Source organism: Gemmatimonadota bacterium, assembly GCA_030747075.1.
Lineage (GTDB): Bacteria > ARS69 > ARS69 > ARS69 > ARS69 > ARS69.
Map to the genome: position 1 here is coordinate 1 of JASLLL010000002.1, position 15,888 is coordinate 15,888.

The following is a 15,888-nucleotide window of genomic DNA, read 5'->3' on the forward strand; positions in this document are numbered from 1 at the left end:
GCGTGCCGCAGCGGGGTGCCAGCACCGGGGCCAGCCCTCCCGTCGCCAGAACGGTGGCCGCGGGTTCACGCATTTCCGCACGGATCGCCTCCACCATTCCGTCGATCATCTTCGCCGCCCCGTGGAGGATGCCCGACTGCACGCAATCCCGAGTGTTGGTTCCAATCACACGGGAGGGAAAACGAAGGTCCACCCGGCAGAGGCGCGCCGCCCGTCGGATGAGATCCTCCGCGGAAGTCTCCACGCCGGGCGCGATGACGCCGCCGATGTAGGCACCCTTGTTGTCGAGACAGTCGAAGGTCGTGGCCGTGCCGAGGTCCACGACGATCGCGGGCGAACCCACGGCCTCCCGTGCGGCCAGCGCGTTGACGATGCGATCCGCGCCGACTTCGCGCGGATCGTCTACGCGTACGGGAATCCCGAGGTCCGTTTCCGCCGAGACAACCACCGGCTCCTGTGCGAGCGCCGTCCGGACATACTCGCAAAACGCCCTCGACAGATCCGGGACCACCGAGCAGAGGATCGTCCGCGAGACGGATGCTTCTCCATCCGGCATCTTCTCGCACAGACCGTCCACGAGCACACCCAGTTGCCCGGGAGTCGCGTCGCGGATGGTCGGTGCGCGCAGGACAGCCAGCGGCTCTTCCCCGCCGCCGAAGAGACCCAGCACCACATTCGTATTCCCGATGTCCACGGTCAGGAGCATCCCGCTTCCTCCTTCAGGCTGACATCTCCATTCGCCACGGCCACGATTCCCTCCGTTCCGGTCTCCAGAAGAAGCGATCCCGTCTCGTCGATGCCCAGCGACCTCCCCCGGAGGACGCTCCCCCCCTCTTCCACCACGACGGAGCGGCCGGGGAGGTCGTCCCGTCTGGAAAACCACGCCGGGAGGTCCAGTTCGCCCGCCTCCTCGGCATCCACCGCCCGCGCCAGTTCGCGAAGCACGGCGGCCAGAATCCGACTCCTCGGAAGCGACCGGCCCGTCGCCATCTCCAGCGAAGATGCCGGGGAGGCCAACCCCGACGGAAAGTCCGCAGGGCGATGGTGCACATTCACGCCGAACCCCACCACCGGAAAGAGCGTCCCCCCGGCTGTGCGCCCCTCCACGAGAAGCCCGCAGACCTTCCGTCCATCCATGCGCACATCATTGGGCCACTTGATGCGCGCCGGGACTCCCGCTTCGGACTCCAGCGCCCGCGCCACGGCCAGTGCAGCCACCAGCGAGAGGCGCGGCGCGCGCCGGGAATCGGAGGGAGGCGGCAGGACGACAGACGCCCAGATCCCGAGCCCGGGACGGGAGTCGAAGGAGCGGCCGCGCCGCCCGCGCCCGGCGCTCTGGTGTTCCGCGACAAGCGTGGCCCCGACGGGGGTATCCGCGGGGTCACGCGCAAGGAGCGCGGCGTTGGTGGAGTCCACCGTAGCCCGAATCTCCAGCGTGCGCCCGAAACGGCACTCCCCGAGCGCCTCCTCCACCTCTGACGCCACCAGCATGGAGCCGCGCATCCCCGGGCGAAGGCGTGCGTCCGCACCGATCGCAACCAGCCCGGCTTCCGCCAGCCCGCCCAGCGCTTCCGCGAAGGGTGCACAGGAGTCTCGCGGCGCGGCGCGAGCCACGGAGACCTCTCCGTCGGAGTCAGCCAGCAGGCGAAGAAGGCGTGCCTCCTCGGCCAGAATGTCCGCGGGAGGAGTGCCGGTCACCGGGTCACTCGTTCCGTGAGGAAGGACAAGTCCAGCGCGCCCGCTCCATGCGTCACCAGCCCGACGCTGACGACATCCACCCCCGCATCCGCCACCGCGGCAATGCTCCCGGCGTGCATCCCGCCCGACGCTTCCAGTTCGGGTCGGCCGGGACGGTCCGCCAGCGCGTCCGCAATGGCGCGCATGACCTCCGGCTCCATGTTGTCGAGAAGGATCCGATCCGCCCCGCAATCCGCGGCTTCCATCGCCTCGGCCTCGGTCCGTGCCTCCACTGTCAGGGGCAGTTCGGCGGAGGCCGCGTCGCGCCGGACGGCGTCGATCGCCGCGCCAATCCCTCCCGCCAGTTCCACATGGTTCTCCTTCACGAGAACCATGTCGGCCAGACTCCAGCGGTGGCTTCGCCCGCCCCCGACCACGACCGCGTACTTCTCCAGCGCACGCAGCCCCGGCGTGGTCTTGCGCGTATCGCAGATGGCCACCTTTCCCTGCGCGGCGTCCACGCATGCGCGGGTGGCCGTCGCCACGGCACACAGCCGCTGAAGGAAGTTCAGCGCCGTGCGCTCTCCGGTCAGGAGTATACGCCCCGGCCCCTCCACGCGGAGGACTTCGTCTCCGGGGGCGAAGACCTCCCCGTCTCTCATTCCGTCAAAGGAGAGTTCGTCCGCCTCTTCCCCGCACTTCCCGAGGCATTCGAACACGCGCCGAAAGACGCCTGCGCCAGCCAGCACTCCCGGTTCGCGAGCCACAACCCGTCCCCGTGCGCGAAGCCCTTCCGGCACGATCGGGAGTGTCGTGCGATCCTCCTGCGCACGGTCTTCCGCAAGCGCTCCGTACAGCACCGGGTCCATCGTCTCCGCTGCCGGGAGCGGCGCATCAAACCTGCCGAGAACTTGTTTCATCACGCACCCCCCGCCATTTCGAGAAGGCGATCGCGAAGACTCGCCGCCAGTTCAAAGTCCAGCCGTTCGGCCGCTGCCAGCATCTCGCGCTCGATCCTGGCCGCCAGTTCCGCATCGTCCATCCCGGCGGGATCCACCGGTTCCTGCCCGTCTCCGTCATCCGTGTCCGCCCGCCCGGAATCCGCAACCACCGTCGCGCCGAGGATCTCCTCCACCGACTTCACGATCCCCTTCGGCGTGATCCCGTGCTTCTCGTTGAACGCACGCTGGAGGTCGCGCCTGCGGCGGGTCTCGGCGATGGCGCGCTCCATCGACCCGGTCATCTCCTCCGCGTAGAGAATCACGCGCCCGTCCACATGGCGGGCCGCCCGTCCCGAAGTTTGCACCAGCGACCGCTCCGAGCGCAAAAACCCCTCCTTGTCGGCATCCAGGATAGCCACCAGCGACACCTCCGGCAGGTCCAGCCCTTCGCGAAGGAGGTTGATTCCCACCAGCACATCGAACTCCCCGAGCCGGAGTCCTCGCAGGATCTCGGCTCGTCGAATCGCCGAAATGTCGGAGTGCAGGTAGCGCACCCGGACGCCCGCATCCTCCAGATACTCCGAGAGATCCTCCGCCATGCGCTTGGTCAGCGTCGTCACGAGAATGCGATCACCCTTCGCCGCTGTCGTGCGAATCTCCTCCAGAAGGTCGTCCACCTGCCCCTCTACCGGGCGAACCACCATCGACGGATCCATGAGCCCCGTGGGCCGGATGATCTGCTCCACCACGACCCCTCCGGTGCGCTCCAGTTCCCACGCCGCGGGCGTGGCGGAGACATGAATCCTCGGGCCGGTCATTTCGTCGAACTCCGCGAAGTGCGCCGGGCGGTTGTCCAGCGCGGAAGGCAGCCGGAACCCGTGCTCCACCAGCGTCCGCTTCCGGCTCCGGTCGCCCGCATACATCCCCCCGATCTGGGGAATGGCAACATGGGATTCGTCGATCACCGTGAGAAAGTCCCCGGGGAAATAGTCGATCAGGCACGGCGGGCGTTCGCCTTCCGCACGCCCCGCCAGATGCCGCGAGTAGTTCTCGATTCCGGAGCAGTACCCCATCTCCTCGATCATCTCCAGATCGAAGCGCGTGCGCGATTCCAGCCGCTGTGCCTCCAGGAGCTTCCCGGACTGCCGCAACTGCGCCACGCGCTCCGTCATCTCATCGCGGATGAGACCGATGCCCCGCGTGATCTTCGGGCGCGTGGTGACATACTGCTTGGCCGGAAAGACACGATAGGAGTCCGTCTCTCCGCGCAACTCACCGGTGGTGGGGTCCAGAATGCGCACGCGGTCGATTTCGTCGCCGAAGAACTCCACGCGCACGAGATCCTCTTCGTGGGCCGGGCGAATCTCGATGGTGTCGCCCCGGACCCGGAATGTGCCGCGCACCGGCGCGAGGTCGTTCCGCGAATACTGAATCTCCACGAGAGCCGACAGGACCCAGTCCCGATCGCGCCGCGCACCGCGCAGAAGTTCCACCGACAGGCCCAGAAAGTCCTCGGGCGTTCCCAACCCGTAGATGCAGGAGACCGATGCCACCACGATGACATCGCTCCGCGTCAGCGGACCCATGGATGCGCGCAGCCGCAGGCGGTCGATGTCGTCGTTGATCGACGCGTCCTTCTCGATGTAGGTGTCCGACTGCGGGATGTAGGCTTCGGGCTGGTAGTAGTCGTAGTAGGAGACGAAATACTCGACCCGGTTGTCCGGAAAATACCCGCGGAACTCGCCGTAGAGCTGCGCCGCGAGCGTCTTGTTGGGAGAGATCACCAGCGTCGGGCGTCCCCAGCCCGCGATGACATTGGCCAGCGCAAAGGTCTTCCCGCTGCCGGTGACCCCCAGGAACACCTGATCGGGGCGGCCCTCACGAAGCCCCGCAAGAAGACCCTCAATCGCCTGAGGCTGATCCCCGCGCGGCTCGTAGGGGGCCTTCAGCGCAAAATCCATGCTTCCTCCCCACGGCAGGGACAGCGACCGGCGCGCCCCTCCAGCGGCCCATTCTACCCTGCCGGAATCCGCTTCGCACCCGCCCAGCCGATCTCCCCTCGAAAACCCGGGGAAAACAGCCCCCGAGAAAGTCAGGGCGAGGTCGATTCTCCCTTGAACCCGCTGGGGCGGAGGAATAGCTTACTACGCCTGTGTCTGAAGTACCCGTTCCGGCCCCCTCGGGGGCACCTTTCAGCAAGCAGTAAGGAGAACCTGTCCATGACGACGACGACGAAGGATCCCTCCATGCAGGGGTCGAGCGGCGTGCAAAGCTTCATGAGCGATGTGATCGCCAAGAATCCGGAGCAGAAAGAGTTTCACCAGGCCGTGAGCGAGGTCGTGGAATCGATCTGGCCGTTCCTCGACCAGAACCCGCACTACAAGGCCGCGAAGGTCCTGGAGCGCATGGTGGAGCCGGAACGCGTCATCATGTTCCGGGTTCCCTGGCGGGACGACAGCGGAGAGGTCCAGGTCAACCGCGGACTCCGCGTGGAGTTCAACAGCGCGATCGGCCCGTACAAGGGCGGACTCCGTTTCCACCCCACGGTGAATCTCGGCATCCTGAAGTTCCTGGGGTTCGAGCAGATTCTGAAGAACAGCCTCACCACGCTCCCGATGGGCGGCGGCAAGGGCGGCTCGGACTTCAACCCGAAGGGCAAGTCGGACTCGGAAGTGGAGAGCTTCTGCCGGAGTTTCATGACGGAACTCCAGCGTCACATCGGTCCGGACACGGATGTCCCCGCGGGTGACATCGGCGTGGGCGGCCGGGAGATCGGCTACCTCTTCGGGCAGTACAAGAGACTGCGCAACGAGTTCGCCGGCGTGCTGACCGGCAAGGGCATGAACTGGGGCGGCAGCCTCATTCGTCCGGAAGCCACGGGCTACGGAACGGTCTACTTCGCTCAGGAGATGCTGGGGTATCGCAACGACTCCTTCCAGGGCAAGACGGTCACCGTCTCCGGCTCCGGGAATGTCGCGCAGTACGCCACGGAGAAGGTCAACGAACTGGGTGGCAAGGTCGTCACGCTCTCGGACTCCGCCGGCAGCATCCACGATCCCGACGGGATCGACGCCGAGAAGCTCGCCTGGACCATGGACCTGAAGAATGTCCGCCGGGGCCGCATCAAGGAGTACGCGGAGAAGTTCGGCTGCGAGTATCTGGAAGGCCAGCGTCCCTGGGGCGTGAAGTGCGATGTCGCGCTGCCGTGCGCCACGCAGAACGAGATCAACGCCGCCGAGGCCCAGACGCTCGTCGACAATGGCTGCGTCTGCGTTGCCGAGGGAGCCAACATGCCGACGGAACCGGACGCCGTGGAGGTCTTCCTGGCGAGCAAGGTTCTCTTCGGCCCGGGCAAGGCCGCCAACGCGGGCGGCGTGGCCGTCTCCGGTCTGGAGATGTCCCAGAACAGCCTGCGCCTCTCGTGGACCCGTGAGGAAGTGGACGAGCGGCTGCACAACATCATGAAGAGCATTCATGAGAACTGCGTGAAGTACGGCGAGGAAGACGGTTTCGTGAACTATGTGAACGGAGCCAACATCGCCGGGTTCATCAAGGTCGCCGACAGTATGCTGGACCAGGGGCTGGTCTAGACGCTTCGGTCACCGACTGCGGGAACAGTCGTGGGGGTGGTTCGCCACCCCCGCGCGCTTCTGCTCCCGCGCCTGTCTCGCCTACCCCGCGGGATTCCCGTCCTCTTCTTCATCCCCGTTGCCTGCGCTCCAGTCGTGAAGGATGGCTCCTTCGCCCTTCTTTCCGTCGATCAGGACCTCCAGCGGATCCGGAAGCCGGATGTGCCGAAGCCACTCCGTCTCCTCTTCTGCCGGAAGCCCCGCCAGCCAGTCCCAGTCCACAAAACCGCCCGCCGCTTCATGGACGGTGAAGTAACCGATCCCGTAGCTGGTCATGTTCTGGAAGAAGTGCGTGCCTTGCGAAGGTTCCACCACGAGGTCATCCAGATCGCACTCCAAAATGGCGCGCGCGCCGGAGATCTGCTGCCACGACACCGGGATGCCGAGCCATCGATCCGCAGTGCCCCAACGCCCCGGCCCCAGCAGGATGTATGGCCGGTCCGCTCCCTGGAGCTTCTCGTTCATCTTCCCCACCTGCGCGGCGATCTCCACCGTCTTCTCCCGCTCGAAGCGATCCATCCGCACCAGCACGATGTCCCGAATGCCCGGAATCCGCCCATTGCCCAGCGCCTGTACCGACCGGACGAGGATCCGGTCGTTCGGAAGGCTGGAGAAGTCCACCCGCTCCACCGAAGCGACCATGGCCGCCGGGCGAATCTGAAGGAACGCGAACTCCTTGGGCCCCCCGCCCTCGGGGTCGAGATTGACCGCGAACTCGATCTCGACCGGCCCGGAGAAACCCCGATAGCCCATCTCCAGAAGCAGTTGCACGACCTGATGCAGGGGAATGAGCTGGTGCTTCAGGATCGGAGCGAAAGTCACGAGGCGCACGCCCGGCCGGGAGATTCCATCGTGAACGGTATGCTCATCCGGAACATAGGTGGACCCGACCGGCCACAGCGTGCCGTGCTTCTCCGCCTGGCGAAGATCGAGCGGCACGATGTTCCCGTCAGGATCCGCATAGTCCACATCGCGGGTGACATCCAGCGCCCAGAACCCGCGCTGCGCGTTCTCCAGAATGTCCTCGGTTCCGGAGAGCTGGGGGAGCGATTCCGGGTGCGCCGGAGAGAAGCGAACCGTCCTCCCCCCCTCCACCACGGTCTTCCCGAGACCCAGCGCCACGCTCGCAATGCCCTCCTCCGGAGTCATCCCGCCGACGGGATAGAAGTTGTAGGAACACGCAACCCCGCTGACATGCGGATAGACGAAACTCCCGAACCGGCGCCCGACAATCTGCTGAATCACCACGCCCATCTTCTCCTCTTCCATCCGATTGGGCGTGGACGCGACATAGGCCTTTGCCTCTCCGAAGAAGGTCGATGCGTAGATGTACTTCACGGCATCCAGCAGTTCGCGAAGGCGCCCTCCGGGGTCCGACGATTGATTCGGCAGCATCCGGGTGGCATACACCCCGGCGAACGGCTGATGATGCGAATCCTCCAGAAGGCTCGACGAACGCACCGCCAGCGGATAGCGCACCTTGTCGAGGAAGGTCCGCAAGTCGCGCACCACTTCGCGCGGCATCCGTGACGCCAGGAACCGGCGCGTGATGGCATCGTCATCCGCCTCGACCATGGCGAACCCGAAGAGATCGTTCTCCTCCATGAATCGATCAAAGACATCCGTCCCCACGACCGCGGACGGCGGCACGAAGATCCGCAGATTCTCGAAGTAGTCTTCAATGTCGTGCCGACTCAGGAGTTCGTGCGCGAAGGCAAGGCCTCGCCCCTTGCCTCCAAGAGAACCGCCGCCGATCCTGACAAACTCGCTCCCCGCATCGAATCGGGACGCGTCGAAGTCCTCCACCAGCCCGCGCCTCGTTCGCTGCCGGAAGGTCGCCAGGCTCCGCCGCAGGAACTCCCGCATGACTTCCACCGACTCAAAATCGTCCACATTGCGCTCACGCAGCGCCAGCGCGATGCTGAACTCCGTCCGGGCCATCAACCAGTTCGAGAAGTGATTTCGTTTCGCGTGATAGATCAGTGATTCCGCGGGCACCGATCCCAGCACCCGGACCATCGACTGGAGATCCCGAACGCGCATCGTTTCCGTCCCGTCGGGCAGCCGGAACACGAAGTCCCCGAAACCGAAGTTCTCCAACATGAACTTGCGGAACTCCTGCAGGAGCGTCGGCGACTTCTTGTGCAGGAATCCCGCACCCAGGAGTTCCGCCGTCAACCGGAAGCGCTCTTCCCCCGACTGGAGGATGAGTGGCGTGTGGTCGTCTTCCATACGAATCCGACGAATAAGCTCGATCCCGGCCTCCGGGTCGACCAGCCCGTCGCGCGGGAAGCGCACATCCGAGATCACGCCGAGAATCGTGCCGCGGAAGCGATCGTAGAGATCCCAGCCTTCCTCGAATGTCGTCGCCAGGAGGATCTTCGGGCGCGCGCGCATCCGCAGAAGCCGCTGGGACGGATTCACTCCTTCGTGAATCAGTTCCGAGGTCTGCTTCATGATCTGCTCGAACAGCATCGGGAGATACGAGGAGTAGAAGGGGATACTGTCCTCGATGAGGATGAGTGTTCGGACATCCCCGACGCTGGTGTCGTGCTCCGCGTTCAGCTGATCTTCCACGAGCTTGATGATGGCCAGGAAGAGACGGACATCGCCGCGCCAGACAAATACGCGATCGATCCCGGGGATCTCCACGCCGGAACTCTCCAGCACCCCGAGTTCCCGCGTGTCGTATGCAAGAAGGAGTACGGGAAGATCCGGATGCATCTCCTTGACGCTGCGGCCGAACTCACGGACGGCCATGTCTCCGACGCGCGCCATGGTGATGACCATGTCGAATCGCTGGGTGGCCAGAAGCGCCAGCGCCTTCTCCCCGGTGGAGATTCGCGTAATGTGCGGAGGAGCGGACAGCGAAAGCTCCAGATATTCACCGAAGATGCGCTCGGAGAGCTGCCCTTCTTCCGCCAGCGTGTAGGAGTCGTAGAGGCTGGCCACCAGGAGGATGTCGCGCACATTGAACGGCCGCAGCGAGTCGAACCCCACGGAGCGTGCGTCGTAGGAGTCGATCAGCCGGTCGAGGATGGGATTGCTCACCGGCAGCGCCCCTTTCCGCTTCGGCCCTCGGGCAGGAGCGGCCTTTCCAGAAGATCCCGATGGGCCGTGCGGGAGAGCGCCTTGAGCCAGCGGTCCGTTTCGCCTTCACGGGCCGCGAGCCCGCCGGACCACTCCCCCAGACGGACGAGCAGGGAGACCATGGAGAAGTAGTCCTCCATGCGAACCGCCTCCGGCCCGATCCCGGGCTTCCCCCGATCCAGCCCCTTCATGTTGTGGTAGTTCACCAGAGGCAGGGCAAGACCCGTCGAGCGGAACCCGGCGGCGCAGAACGCGGTGGCCTCGCAGGCACCTCCGTCCATGAGGCGCCGCTGCACGCGGAAGCCGTCTCCCTCGGCGGCCAGTTCCCCGGCGGCCTGCTGCGCCACGAGCGTCAGGCGGGAATCGAACACGGAGCGCGCGTCCCCCACCCGGAGGATCACGCCGGCTCCGGGAGGGGCCGACGGCAACGCCCGCGATGTCTCCAGCGAAATCACGCGAGCACCGCGTGGAAGCGTCTTCGCGCGGATCGCACCGAGCGTCCCGAGGAAGCCCACTTCCTCCGCCCGAGTGAAGAGCGCCCACACATTCGCGCCGCGCGGACGAAGCCGAAGCAGCTCGTCAAGCGCCGCCAGGGCCGCCGCGGCTCCCAGCAGGTCGTCCAGGCACCGGGAGACGATGCGCTTCCCGCGCACGGACCACCCGGGCCACGCCCACATGGTGAACCCGCCCGGAACGGCGCGACCGGAGGTGACCTTCGCAACCCCCGACCCCAGAAAGCCCGCGCGCCGCGCGCCACGCCCGGACGCGGAGAGGAGTCGCCCGCTCCCCACGGGGTTCCGTCCACCCGCGCGGAAGAAGTGCAGACGGGAACCGGGACGCGCGTGCCGAATGCGGACGCCACCCCGGAATGAGAGGTGCGCCAGCCCGTCCTCGACCGAGTCCACGACAAAGCCCGGGTGGTCCAGATGCGCGACAAGGACAAGCGGCGGCGCCTTCGGGCGACCGCGGCCGGGGAACTTCACGGCGAGATTCCCGTATCGGTCCTCCGCAAGCGACACCCCCGCGCGACGACGCGCGAACGCACGGACGAACGACGCGGGTGAGTCCTCCAGAAAGGGAGCGGTCGGGCAGGAGAGCAACCCCCGCGCGACCGAAAGATGACGCGTCCGCGCGGCGCGCGACATGGGTCAGCGGTTCCGGAACGGAAGGTAGCTCATGAAGTCCGCATGATGAACGATCGTGGCCTCCGTGGAGCGCTTCACCAGGTCCCCCTCCGCCGCGTGCGCCGCGATGATGTGGCACACCTCATCCGGGACACCGCACTCCATGGCGACCGCCACGCCGGTGAATGGATGGCGAAGGCTCTGCCCGCGGGCCGACTGCACGGTCTTCCCGCCGGAGCGTTCGTACTCCAGGACCTTGCCGACATCCGCAAGGATGGCCCCCGCGATCACCGTGTCGAGATCGATGGGGAGTTTCTGCCCGAAAAACTCCTTCATGGCCTCCGCGGAGCGACGCGCGATATGCACCACGGCGCGCTTGTGCTCCATGAAGGTCACATCCAGATCCTCAATCAGGAGCGTGAAGGGAATCTCCAGAAGATCCGAAGGGGCGAGCGGACTCCGGGAAAGGGCTGTCTCCCAGGTCCGGGTCGTCGCCGCCCGAAGATCCTCCCCGGCAATCCACTCCAACTCCGGCCAGAGTTCTCTCACTGCGTCCGCCATGTCTGATCCCTCCCCGGCATCCGGCGTGCAGCGGCCAAGGTAGCCCGTCACCCCGGGAGACGCAAGAGTGTCGCGACCCGTCTCGTTGACCGGTCGGACTCGCCGGTGATACGGTGCCTCCCCGAACGGAACCCGTTTGCGAACCTGCGGAGTGCGTCTCTTGTACATTCTCGGCGTCAGCGCCTGGTACCACGACTCCGCGGCGTGCCTTCTGCAAGATGGCCGGATTGTCGCGGCGGCCCAGGAGGAGCGCTTCACCCGCAAGAAGCACGACAGCGACTTCCCGGTGAACGCCATCGCCTCCTGTCTGGAGATCGCGGGGATCGGCCCGGAGGATCTCGACGCAATCGGCTATTACGACAAGCCGTTCCTCACTTTCGATCGTCTGCTGGAAACCTGTCTGCACCATGCGCCTCGTGGCCTTCGCTTGTTTCAGGCCGCCATGCCCGTATGGCTGACGGAGAAGCTCTTCGGTCGACATCACATCCGGAAGGCCATCGGCGCGGACATCCCCATCCACTTCGCCGAGCACCACGCCTCGCACGCCGCGTCCGCGTTCTTCCCGTCCCCCTTCACGGAAGCGGCCATTCTGACCGTCGACGGGGTCGGCGAGTGGGCCACCACCACCTTCGGCGCAGGTCGCGGGAACCACTTCGATCTTTCGAGCGAAATCCGCTTCCCTCACTCGCTGGGGCTTCTCTACTCCGCGTTCACTTACTACACGGGATTCCGCGTGAACTCGGGTGAGTACAAGCTCATGGGGCTCGCCCCGTACGGGGAGCCGAAGTACGCGGACAAGATCCGCGATCACCTGATCCGCATCTACCCGGACGGGTCGTTCCGGATGAACATGGATTACTTCGACTATCCTGCCGGGCTGCGCATGACAGGCCGCCGATTCCACCAGCTCTTCGACGGACCGCCGCGACCGCCGGATTCCCCGGTGACGCAACGCGAGATGGACCTTGCGCGGTCGGTGCAAGTGGTGCTGGAGGAAGTCCTCCTTTCGATGGCCAACCATCTGCATCGGGAGACCGGCATGGAGAACCTCGTGATGGCGGGCGGCGTGGCGCTCAACTGCGTCGCCAATGGCCGGATTCTCCGCGAGAGCCCGTTCACGAACCTGTGGATCCAGCCCGCCGCCGGAGATGCCGGAGGCGCGCTCGGTGTCGCGCTGGATGTGTGGCACCGGCGCTTCGGGAACCCGCGGACACCGGCGCCGAACGGGTCGGATTCGCAACAGGGCAGCTACCTCGGGCCGGAGTTTGCGCCGGAAGAGATCGAGCGCCAACTCACCGGGCGCGGAGCGGCATTCCGAACCATGGACGGCGACGAACAGATCGCCGGGCAGACGGCCCGCCTTCTCGAGAGCGGGAAGATCGTCGGGTGGTTTCAGGGACGCATGGAGTTCGGCCCGCGAGCGCTGGGCGCCCGGTCCATTCTCGGTGATCCCCGGGACCGCGGGATGCAGAAGCGGATGAATCTCTCGATCAAGTACCGCGAGTCCTTCCGGCCCTTCGCGCCGAGCGTGCTGGCGGAACACTCCGGGCGCGTCTTTCAGGATGACTTCGCGTCACCGTACATGCTGCTGGTGACTCAGGTTCTGGAGGAAAGACGCGCGGCGTTCGAGGATGGTCAGGAGAAGCTGGAGGGGCTGGACCTTCTCCATGTTCCGAAGAGCGATGTCCCCGCCATCACTCATGTGGACTACTCCGCAAGAGTCCAGACCGTCCACCGGGAGACGAATCCGCTCTATCACCGGATGATTGAACGCTTCCGGGAGCGGACGGGGTGCCCGCTGGTCATCAACACATCGTTCAATGTGCGCGGAGAGCCCATCGTCTGCACCCCGGAGAACGCGCTCGACTGCTTCTTCGGAACGGAGATGGATGCGCTCATGATCGGACCGTTCCTTCTGCTGAAGGAAGAACAGCCCGCCGAGGCTCTGGCCGGAACGGGCAAGAGAGAGTTCGCGCCGGACTGATCCGGTCGAATCGGGGAGAGACCCGTGGAATCGAAGAACGCCCGAAAGCGGGAACTGCGGAACTTCGGCCTGTCGCTGGGGGTTGTGTGTCTCCTGTGGGGCGGCTTGTTCCGATGGAAGGGGCACGGCGACGCGGCCCTGTGGTTTGCCGTCGCGGGGCCGGTGCTGGTCCTTGCGGCAGTGATCGAACCGCGTGTGCTCTTCCCGCTGCATCGGGTCTGGATGCCCGCGGCCCGGGGGATCGCGCGGGCGATCACATGGATCCTGCTGGCCGGGGCCTACTATCTGGTGATCACTCCCGTCGGGTTCGTGCGGCGAAAGCGGTCGCCGGAAACGCCCCCGGACGGATCCGGGTGGATCGCCAGGGACGACACGCCGTTTGACCCGAAGAGCATGGACAGACAATACTGACCCCGACTTGGGCGGCTACCGCACGGGAGCACCACAGGATGAAACGAATCTCCATTCTCCGAGAGTTCTGGGAGTTCCTCCGCGTCAGGAAGAAGCTCTGGCTGGCACCCATCGTTGGTTTGCTCCTTCTTCTGGGGGGGCTGATCCTGTTCACATCGAGTTCCGTCGCACCGTTCATTTACACGCTTTTCTGAGCGGGCGTGCGTCCCGCATCCCCTGCCGGAGGTTCCATGACGAGAGCGTCTCTCTTCGCCGCGGCAATCCTCGCGTTCCTGCCGACCCCGGCCACACCGGCCCCGCCTCCCGTGCGGGAGGTCAGCGTCTCCGCCCGACTCATCTCGAATGCGGCGGCCATCGCTCCCGGAACACCGTTTCTGGTGGGCATCGAACTGACGATGGGCCCCGGGTGGCACACATACTGGAAGAACGGCGGCGATGCCGGGTACGCCACCTCGGTGGAGTGGACGCTCCCTGAGGGATTCACGGTCAGCGAACTCCGCTGGCCCGTTCCCCACCGCTATGAGGACGAAGGAGAGATCGTCTCCTTCGGATATGAGAAGAAAGCCCTTCTTCTGGCCGAGGTCACCCCGCCGGAGGAACTGTCGAGCGAGTCGGGAGAGATCGTCCTTCGCGCAGACACGGACTGGCTCCAGTGTCGGGACCTCTGCACACCCGGAAGCGCGCTGCTTGTGCTGCGGCTTCCGGTGGAAGAGACGGCCCGCCCCGCAACAGGACGCATTGCGGATGCGTTCCGCGAAGGAATCGCACGGGTTCCGCTCTCCGAGGCCTCCCTCCCGGGACTCACCGTGCGCCCCTTCCAGAGCGTCGACGCCGTCGTCCCCGGCGACAGCGTGCGCGTCGCGGCAGTCCTCAGCGGCCTCGTGTCCGTGGCTTCCGACGAGGTCGAATTCTTCCCCGGCCCGAGCGATGAACTCTGGTTCCGAGACGCGTTGATCCGCTGGGACGGTGAGAATCTGGGCGTGGTCATCCCCGTGGAAGTGGACCTGTCCGCGGAATCGGGAAGCACTCTCATCCTGACGGGCACCCTCCGCATTCCCACGGACGCGGAGCCGCTCCTCCTCGACATCGCGCTTCCGGTGCGGATTGCCGCTTCGGCGCACACTCCCTCCCCCACTCCCGCGGCCGTCTTCTCGGGAGGCGGGAACCTGCTCGGAGAAACGCGGGCCGCATCCGGACAGAGCCTCCTTCGCATCCTCCTGTTGGCGTTTCTCGGGGGCATCATCCTCAATGTCATGCCGTGTGTGCTGCCCGTCGTGTCGCTGAAGATCCTGAGCTTCGTCTCGCACGCGGGAGAAGACCCGCGCAAGGTCTTCCGACTGGGACTCATGTTCGCCGCGGGGATTCTGGTTTCGTTCTTTGTGTTCGCGATGGCGGTCGTCGCCATGCAGGCGGCGGGCGAGCAGGTCGGATGGGGATTCCAGTTCCAGAACCCGGTCTTCGTCGCGGTGATGACCGCTGTCATCTTCCTCTTCGCGCTGAGCCTGTTCGGAGTATTCGAGATCGTCCTGCCCGTATCGTTTGGTGGAGGCCGGGAACGGGGCGCCTATGCGGACGCGTTCTTCAACGGCGTTCTCGCGACGATCCTCGCGACGCCATGCACCGCCCCCATGCTGGGAACCGCACTCGCGTTCGCCTTCTCCCAGCCGCCGGGCGTGATCCTTCTGGTCTTTCTCGTCATCGGGGCGGGCCTCGCGTTTCCCTATGTGCTCCTCAGCAGCCACCCCGCCTGGCTCCGATTCCTTCCCCGGCCGGGCACCTGGATGGAGACCTTCAAGCAGTTCATGGGGTTCATCCTGCTGGCGACCATGGTCTGGCTGCTCTCGGTCTACGGTGCGCTGACCGGTCCGTCGGGCATGACATGGTTCCTCGCGTTCCTGGTGTTGCTGGGGTTCATCGCGTGGCTGCACGGCCGCTTTCTCGGGCTGGCGTCCTCCACGCAAAGACGACTGATCGTCTGGGGGGTGTCTGCCATGCTGCTCGCATGGGGATACTCCGGGCTCCTCTCCGGCACGATGGAGCCGGAAGACGGCGCGCATACCGGTGGCGTGGAGGTGACCAAGGGGGGCATCGCGTGGGAACCGTTCTCCCATGAAGCACTGGACCGCGCCATGGCGGACGGTCGCACCGTGCTGATTGACTTCACGGCGGACTGGTGCCTCACCTGCAAGGTGAACGAGAAGACCGTGCTCGCGGACGCTGATGTGGAGGCGAAGCTGCACGAGTACAACATCGTCACGCTGAAGGGAGACTGGACGCGCAAGGATCCCGTCATCTCGGAAGTACTCCGCCGGCACAATCGCAGCGGCGTCCCCTTCTATGCCGTGTATCCCGCCGGACGACCGGAGGATGTGATCGTACTCCCGGAGGTCATCACGCGCGGAATCGTCCTCGACTCGCTGGAAAAGGCCGGGCCGAGCCGGTCCGGGAGAAGCGCGGAGGACGCTTCTTGA

The 15,888-nt window shown here is 65.7% G+C and carries 12 protein-coding genes; 5 read left to right on the plus strand and 7 right to left on the minus strand.

The features are described from left to right. The 4 genes from QF819_00720 to uvrB form a co-directional block, all read right to left on the minus strand. Positions 1-706 (minus strand): type III pantothenate kinase (locus QF819_00720; protein ID MDP6801688.1); only part of this gene is annotated, 706 nt, incomplete at its 3' end. After that, positions 697-1,698: a biotin--[acetyl-CoA-carboxylase] ligase gene (locus QF819_00725; GenBank protein ID MDP6801689.1), complete on the minus strand. Its 1,002-nt coding sequence runs from the start codon at positions 1,696-1,698 to the stop codon at positions 697-699. The genes QF819_00725 and QF819_00720, both read right to left, overlap by 10 nt. Continuing rightward, positions 1,695-2,597, minus strand: coding sequence for a carboxylating nicotinate-nucleotide diphosphorylase (nadC, locus tag QF819_00730; protein MDP6801690.1), 903 nt, complete (start codon positions 2,595-2,597; stop codon positions 1,695-1,697). The genes QF819_00725 and nadC overlap by 4 nt, the downstream gene beginning before the upstream one ends. Continuing rightward, entirely contained in the window at positions 2,597-4,579 is a 1,983-nt protein-coding gene (uvrB, locus tag QF819_00735) for an excinuclease ABC subunit UvrB (GenBank protein ID MDP6801691.1), read from the minus strand. The genes nadC and uvrB overlap by 1 nt, the downstream gene beginning before the upstream one ends. A 258-nt stretch (positions 4,580-4,837) precedes the next feature. Between uvrB and gdhA the strand changes: the two genes are divergently transcribed. Next, positions 4,838-6,208: an NADP-specific glutamate dehydrogenase gene (gene gdhA / locus QF819_00740; protein ID MDP6801692.1), complete on the plus strand. Its 1,371-nt coding sequence runs from the start codon at positions 4,838-4,840 to the stop codon at positions 6,206-6,208. Between the two features lie 81 nt (positions 6,209-6,289). Here gdhA and QF819_00745 read toward each other — a convergent pair whose 3' ends face one another. Genes QF819_00745 through QF819_00755 form a run of 3 tightly spaced genes read right to left on the minus strand, consistent with a single transcriptional unit; the run spans position 6,290 to position 11,190 of the window. Continuing rightward, on the minus strand, positions 6,290-9,298 hold the full coding sequence (locus tag QF819_00745) for a PEP/pyruvate-binding domain-containing protein (GenBank protein ID MDP6801693.1): 3,009 nt from the start codon (positions 9,296-9,298) through the stop codon (positions 6,290-6,292). Continuing rightward, the gene (locus tag QF819_00750; protein MDP6801694.1) at positions 9,295-10,482 is read right to left on the minus strand and encodes a hypothetical protein; all 1,188 of its coding nucleotides are present in this window, start codon (positions 10,480-10,482) and stop codon (positions 9,295-9,297) included. Before QF819_00750 ends, QF819_00745 begins: the two co-directional genes overlap by 4 nt. Positions 10,483-10,485: 3 nt before the next feature. Beyond that, a complete protein-coding gene (locus QF819_00755) occupies positions 10,486-11,190 on the minus strand; it encodes an HD domain-containing protein (protein ID MDP6801695.1) in 705 nt (234 codons plus the stop codon). On the opposite strand from QF819_00755, the gene QF819_00760 reads away from it, so the two are divergent. From QF819_00760 to QF819_00775, 4 genes are read left to right on the plus strand one after another with little or no spacing between them, the layout of a single operon-like run. Further along, positions 11,183-13,006 carry a carbamoyltransferase gene (locus QF819_00760; protein ID MDP6801696.1) on the plus strand — a complete coding sequence of 608 codons (1,824 nt, stop codon included), beginning with the start codon at positions 11,183-11,185 and terminating at the stop codon, positions 13,004-13,006. The two genes, QF819_00755 and QF819_00760, sit on opposite strands and share 8 nt — an antisense overlap. Positions 13,007-13,030: 24 nt before the next feature. Continuing rightward, entirely contained in the window at positions 13,031-13,417 is a 387-nt protein-coding gene (locus QF819_00765) for an SxtJ family membrane protein (protein ID MDP6801697.1), read from the plus strand. A gap of 38 nt (positions 13,418-13,455) precedes the next feature. After that, positions 13,456-13,611, plus strand: a complete 156-nt coding sequence (locus QF819_00770) for a DUF5989 family protein (GenBank protein ID MDP6801698.1) — start codon at positions 13,456-13,458, stop codon at positions 13,609-13,611. Positions 13,612-13,647: 36 nt separating this feature from the next. After that, a complete protein-coding gene (locus tag QF819_00775) occupies positions 13,648-15,888 on the plus strand; it encodes a protein-disulfide reductase DsbD family protein (GenBank protein ID MDP6801699.1) in 2,241 nt (746 codons plus the stop codon).

Excerpts from the sequence above, each read along its gene's own strand:
- gdhA (MDP6801692.1), top strand. The coding sequence starts at position 4,838 with ATGACGACGACGACGAAGGATCCCTCCATGCAGGGGTCGAGCGGCGTG.
- QF819_00770 (MDP6801698.1), top strand. The coding sequence starts at position 13,456 with ATGAAACGAATCTCCATTCTCCGAGAGTTCTGGGAGTTCCTCCGCGTC.
- QF819_00775 (MDP6801699.1), top strand. The coding sequence starts at position 13,648 with ATGACGAGAGCGTCTCTCTTCGCCGCGGCAATCCTCGCGTTCCTGCCG.
- QF819_00750 (MDP6801694.1), bottom strand. The coding sequence starts at position 10,482 with ATGTCGCGCGCCGCGCGGACGCGTCATCTTTCGGTCGCGCGGGGGTTG.
- nadC (MDP6801690.1), bottom strand. The coding sequence starts at position 2,597 with ATGAAACAAGTTCTCGGCAGGTTTGATGCGCCGCTCCCGGCAGCGGAG.
- uvrB (MDP6801691.1), bottom strand. The coding sequence starts at position 4,579 with ATGGATTTTGCGCTGAAGGCCCCCTACGAGCCGCGCGGGGATCAGCCT.
- QF819_00755 (MDP6801695.1), bottom strand. The coding sequence starts at position 11,190 with ATGTACAAGAGACGCACTCCGCAGGTTCGCAAACGGGTTCCGTTCGGG.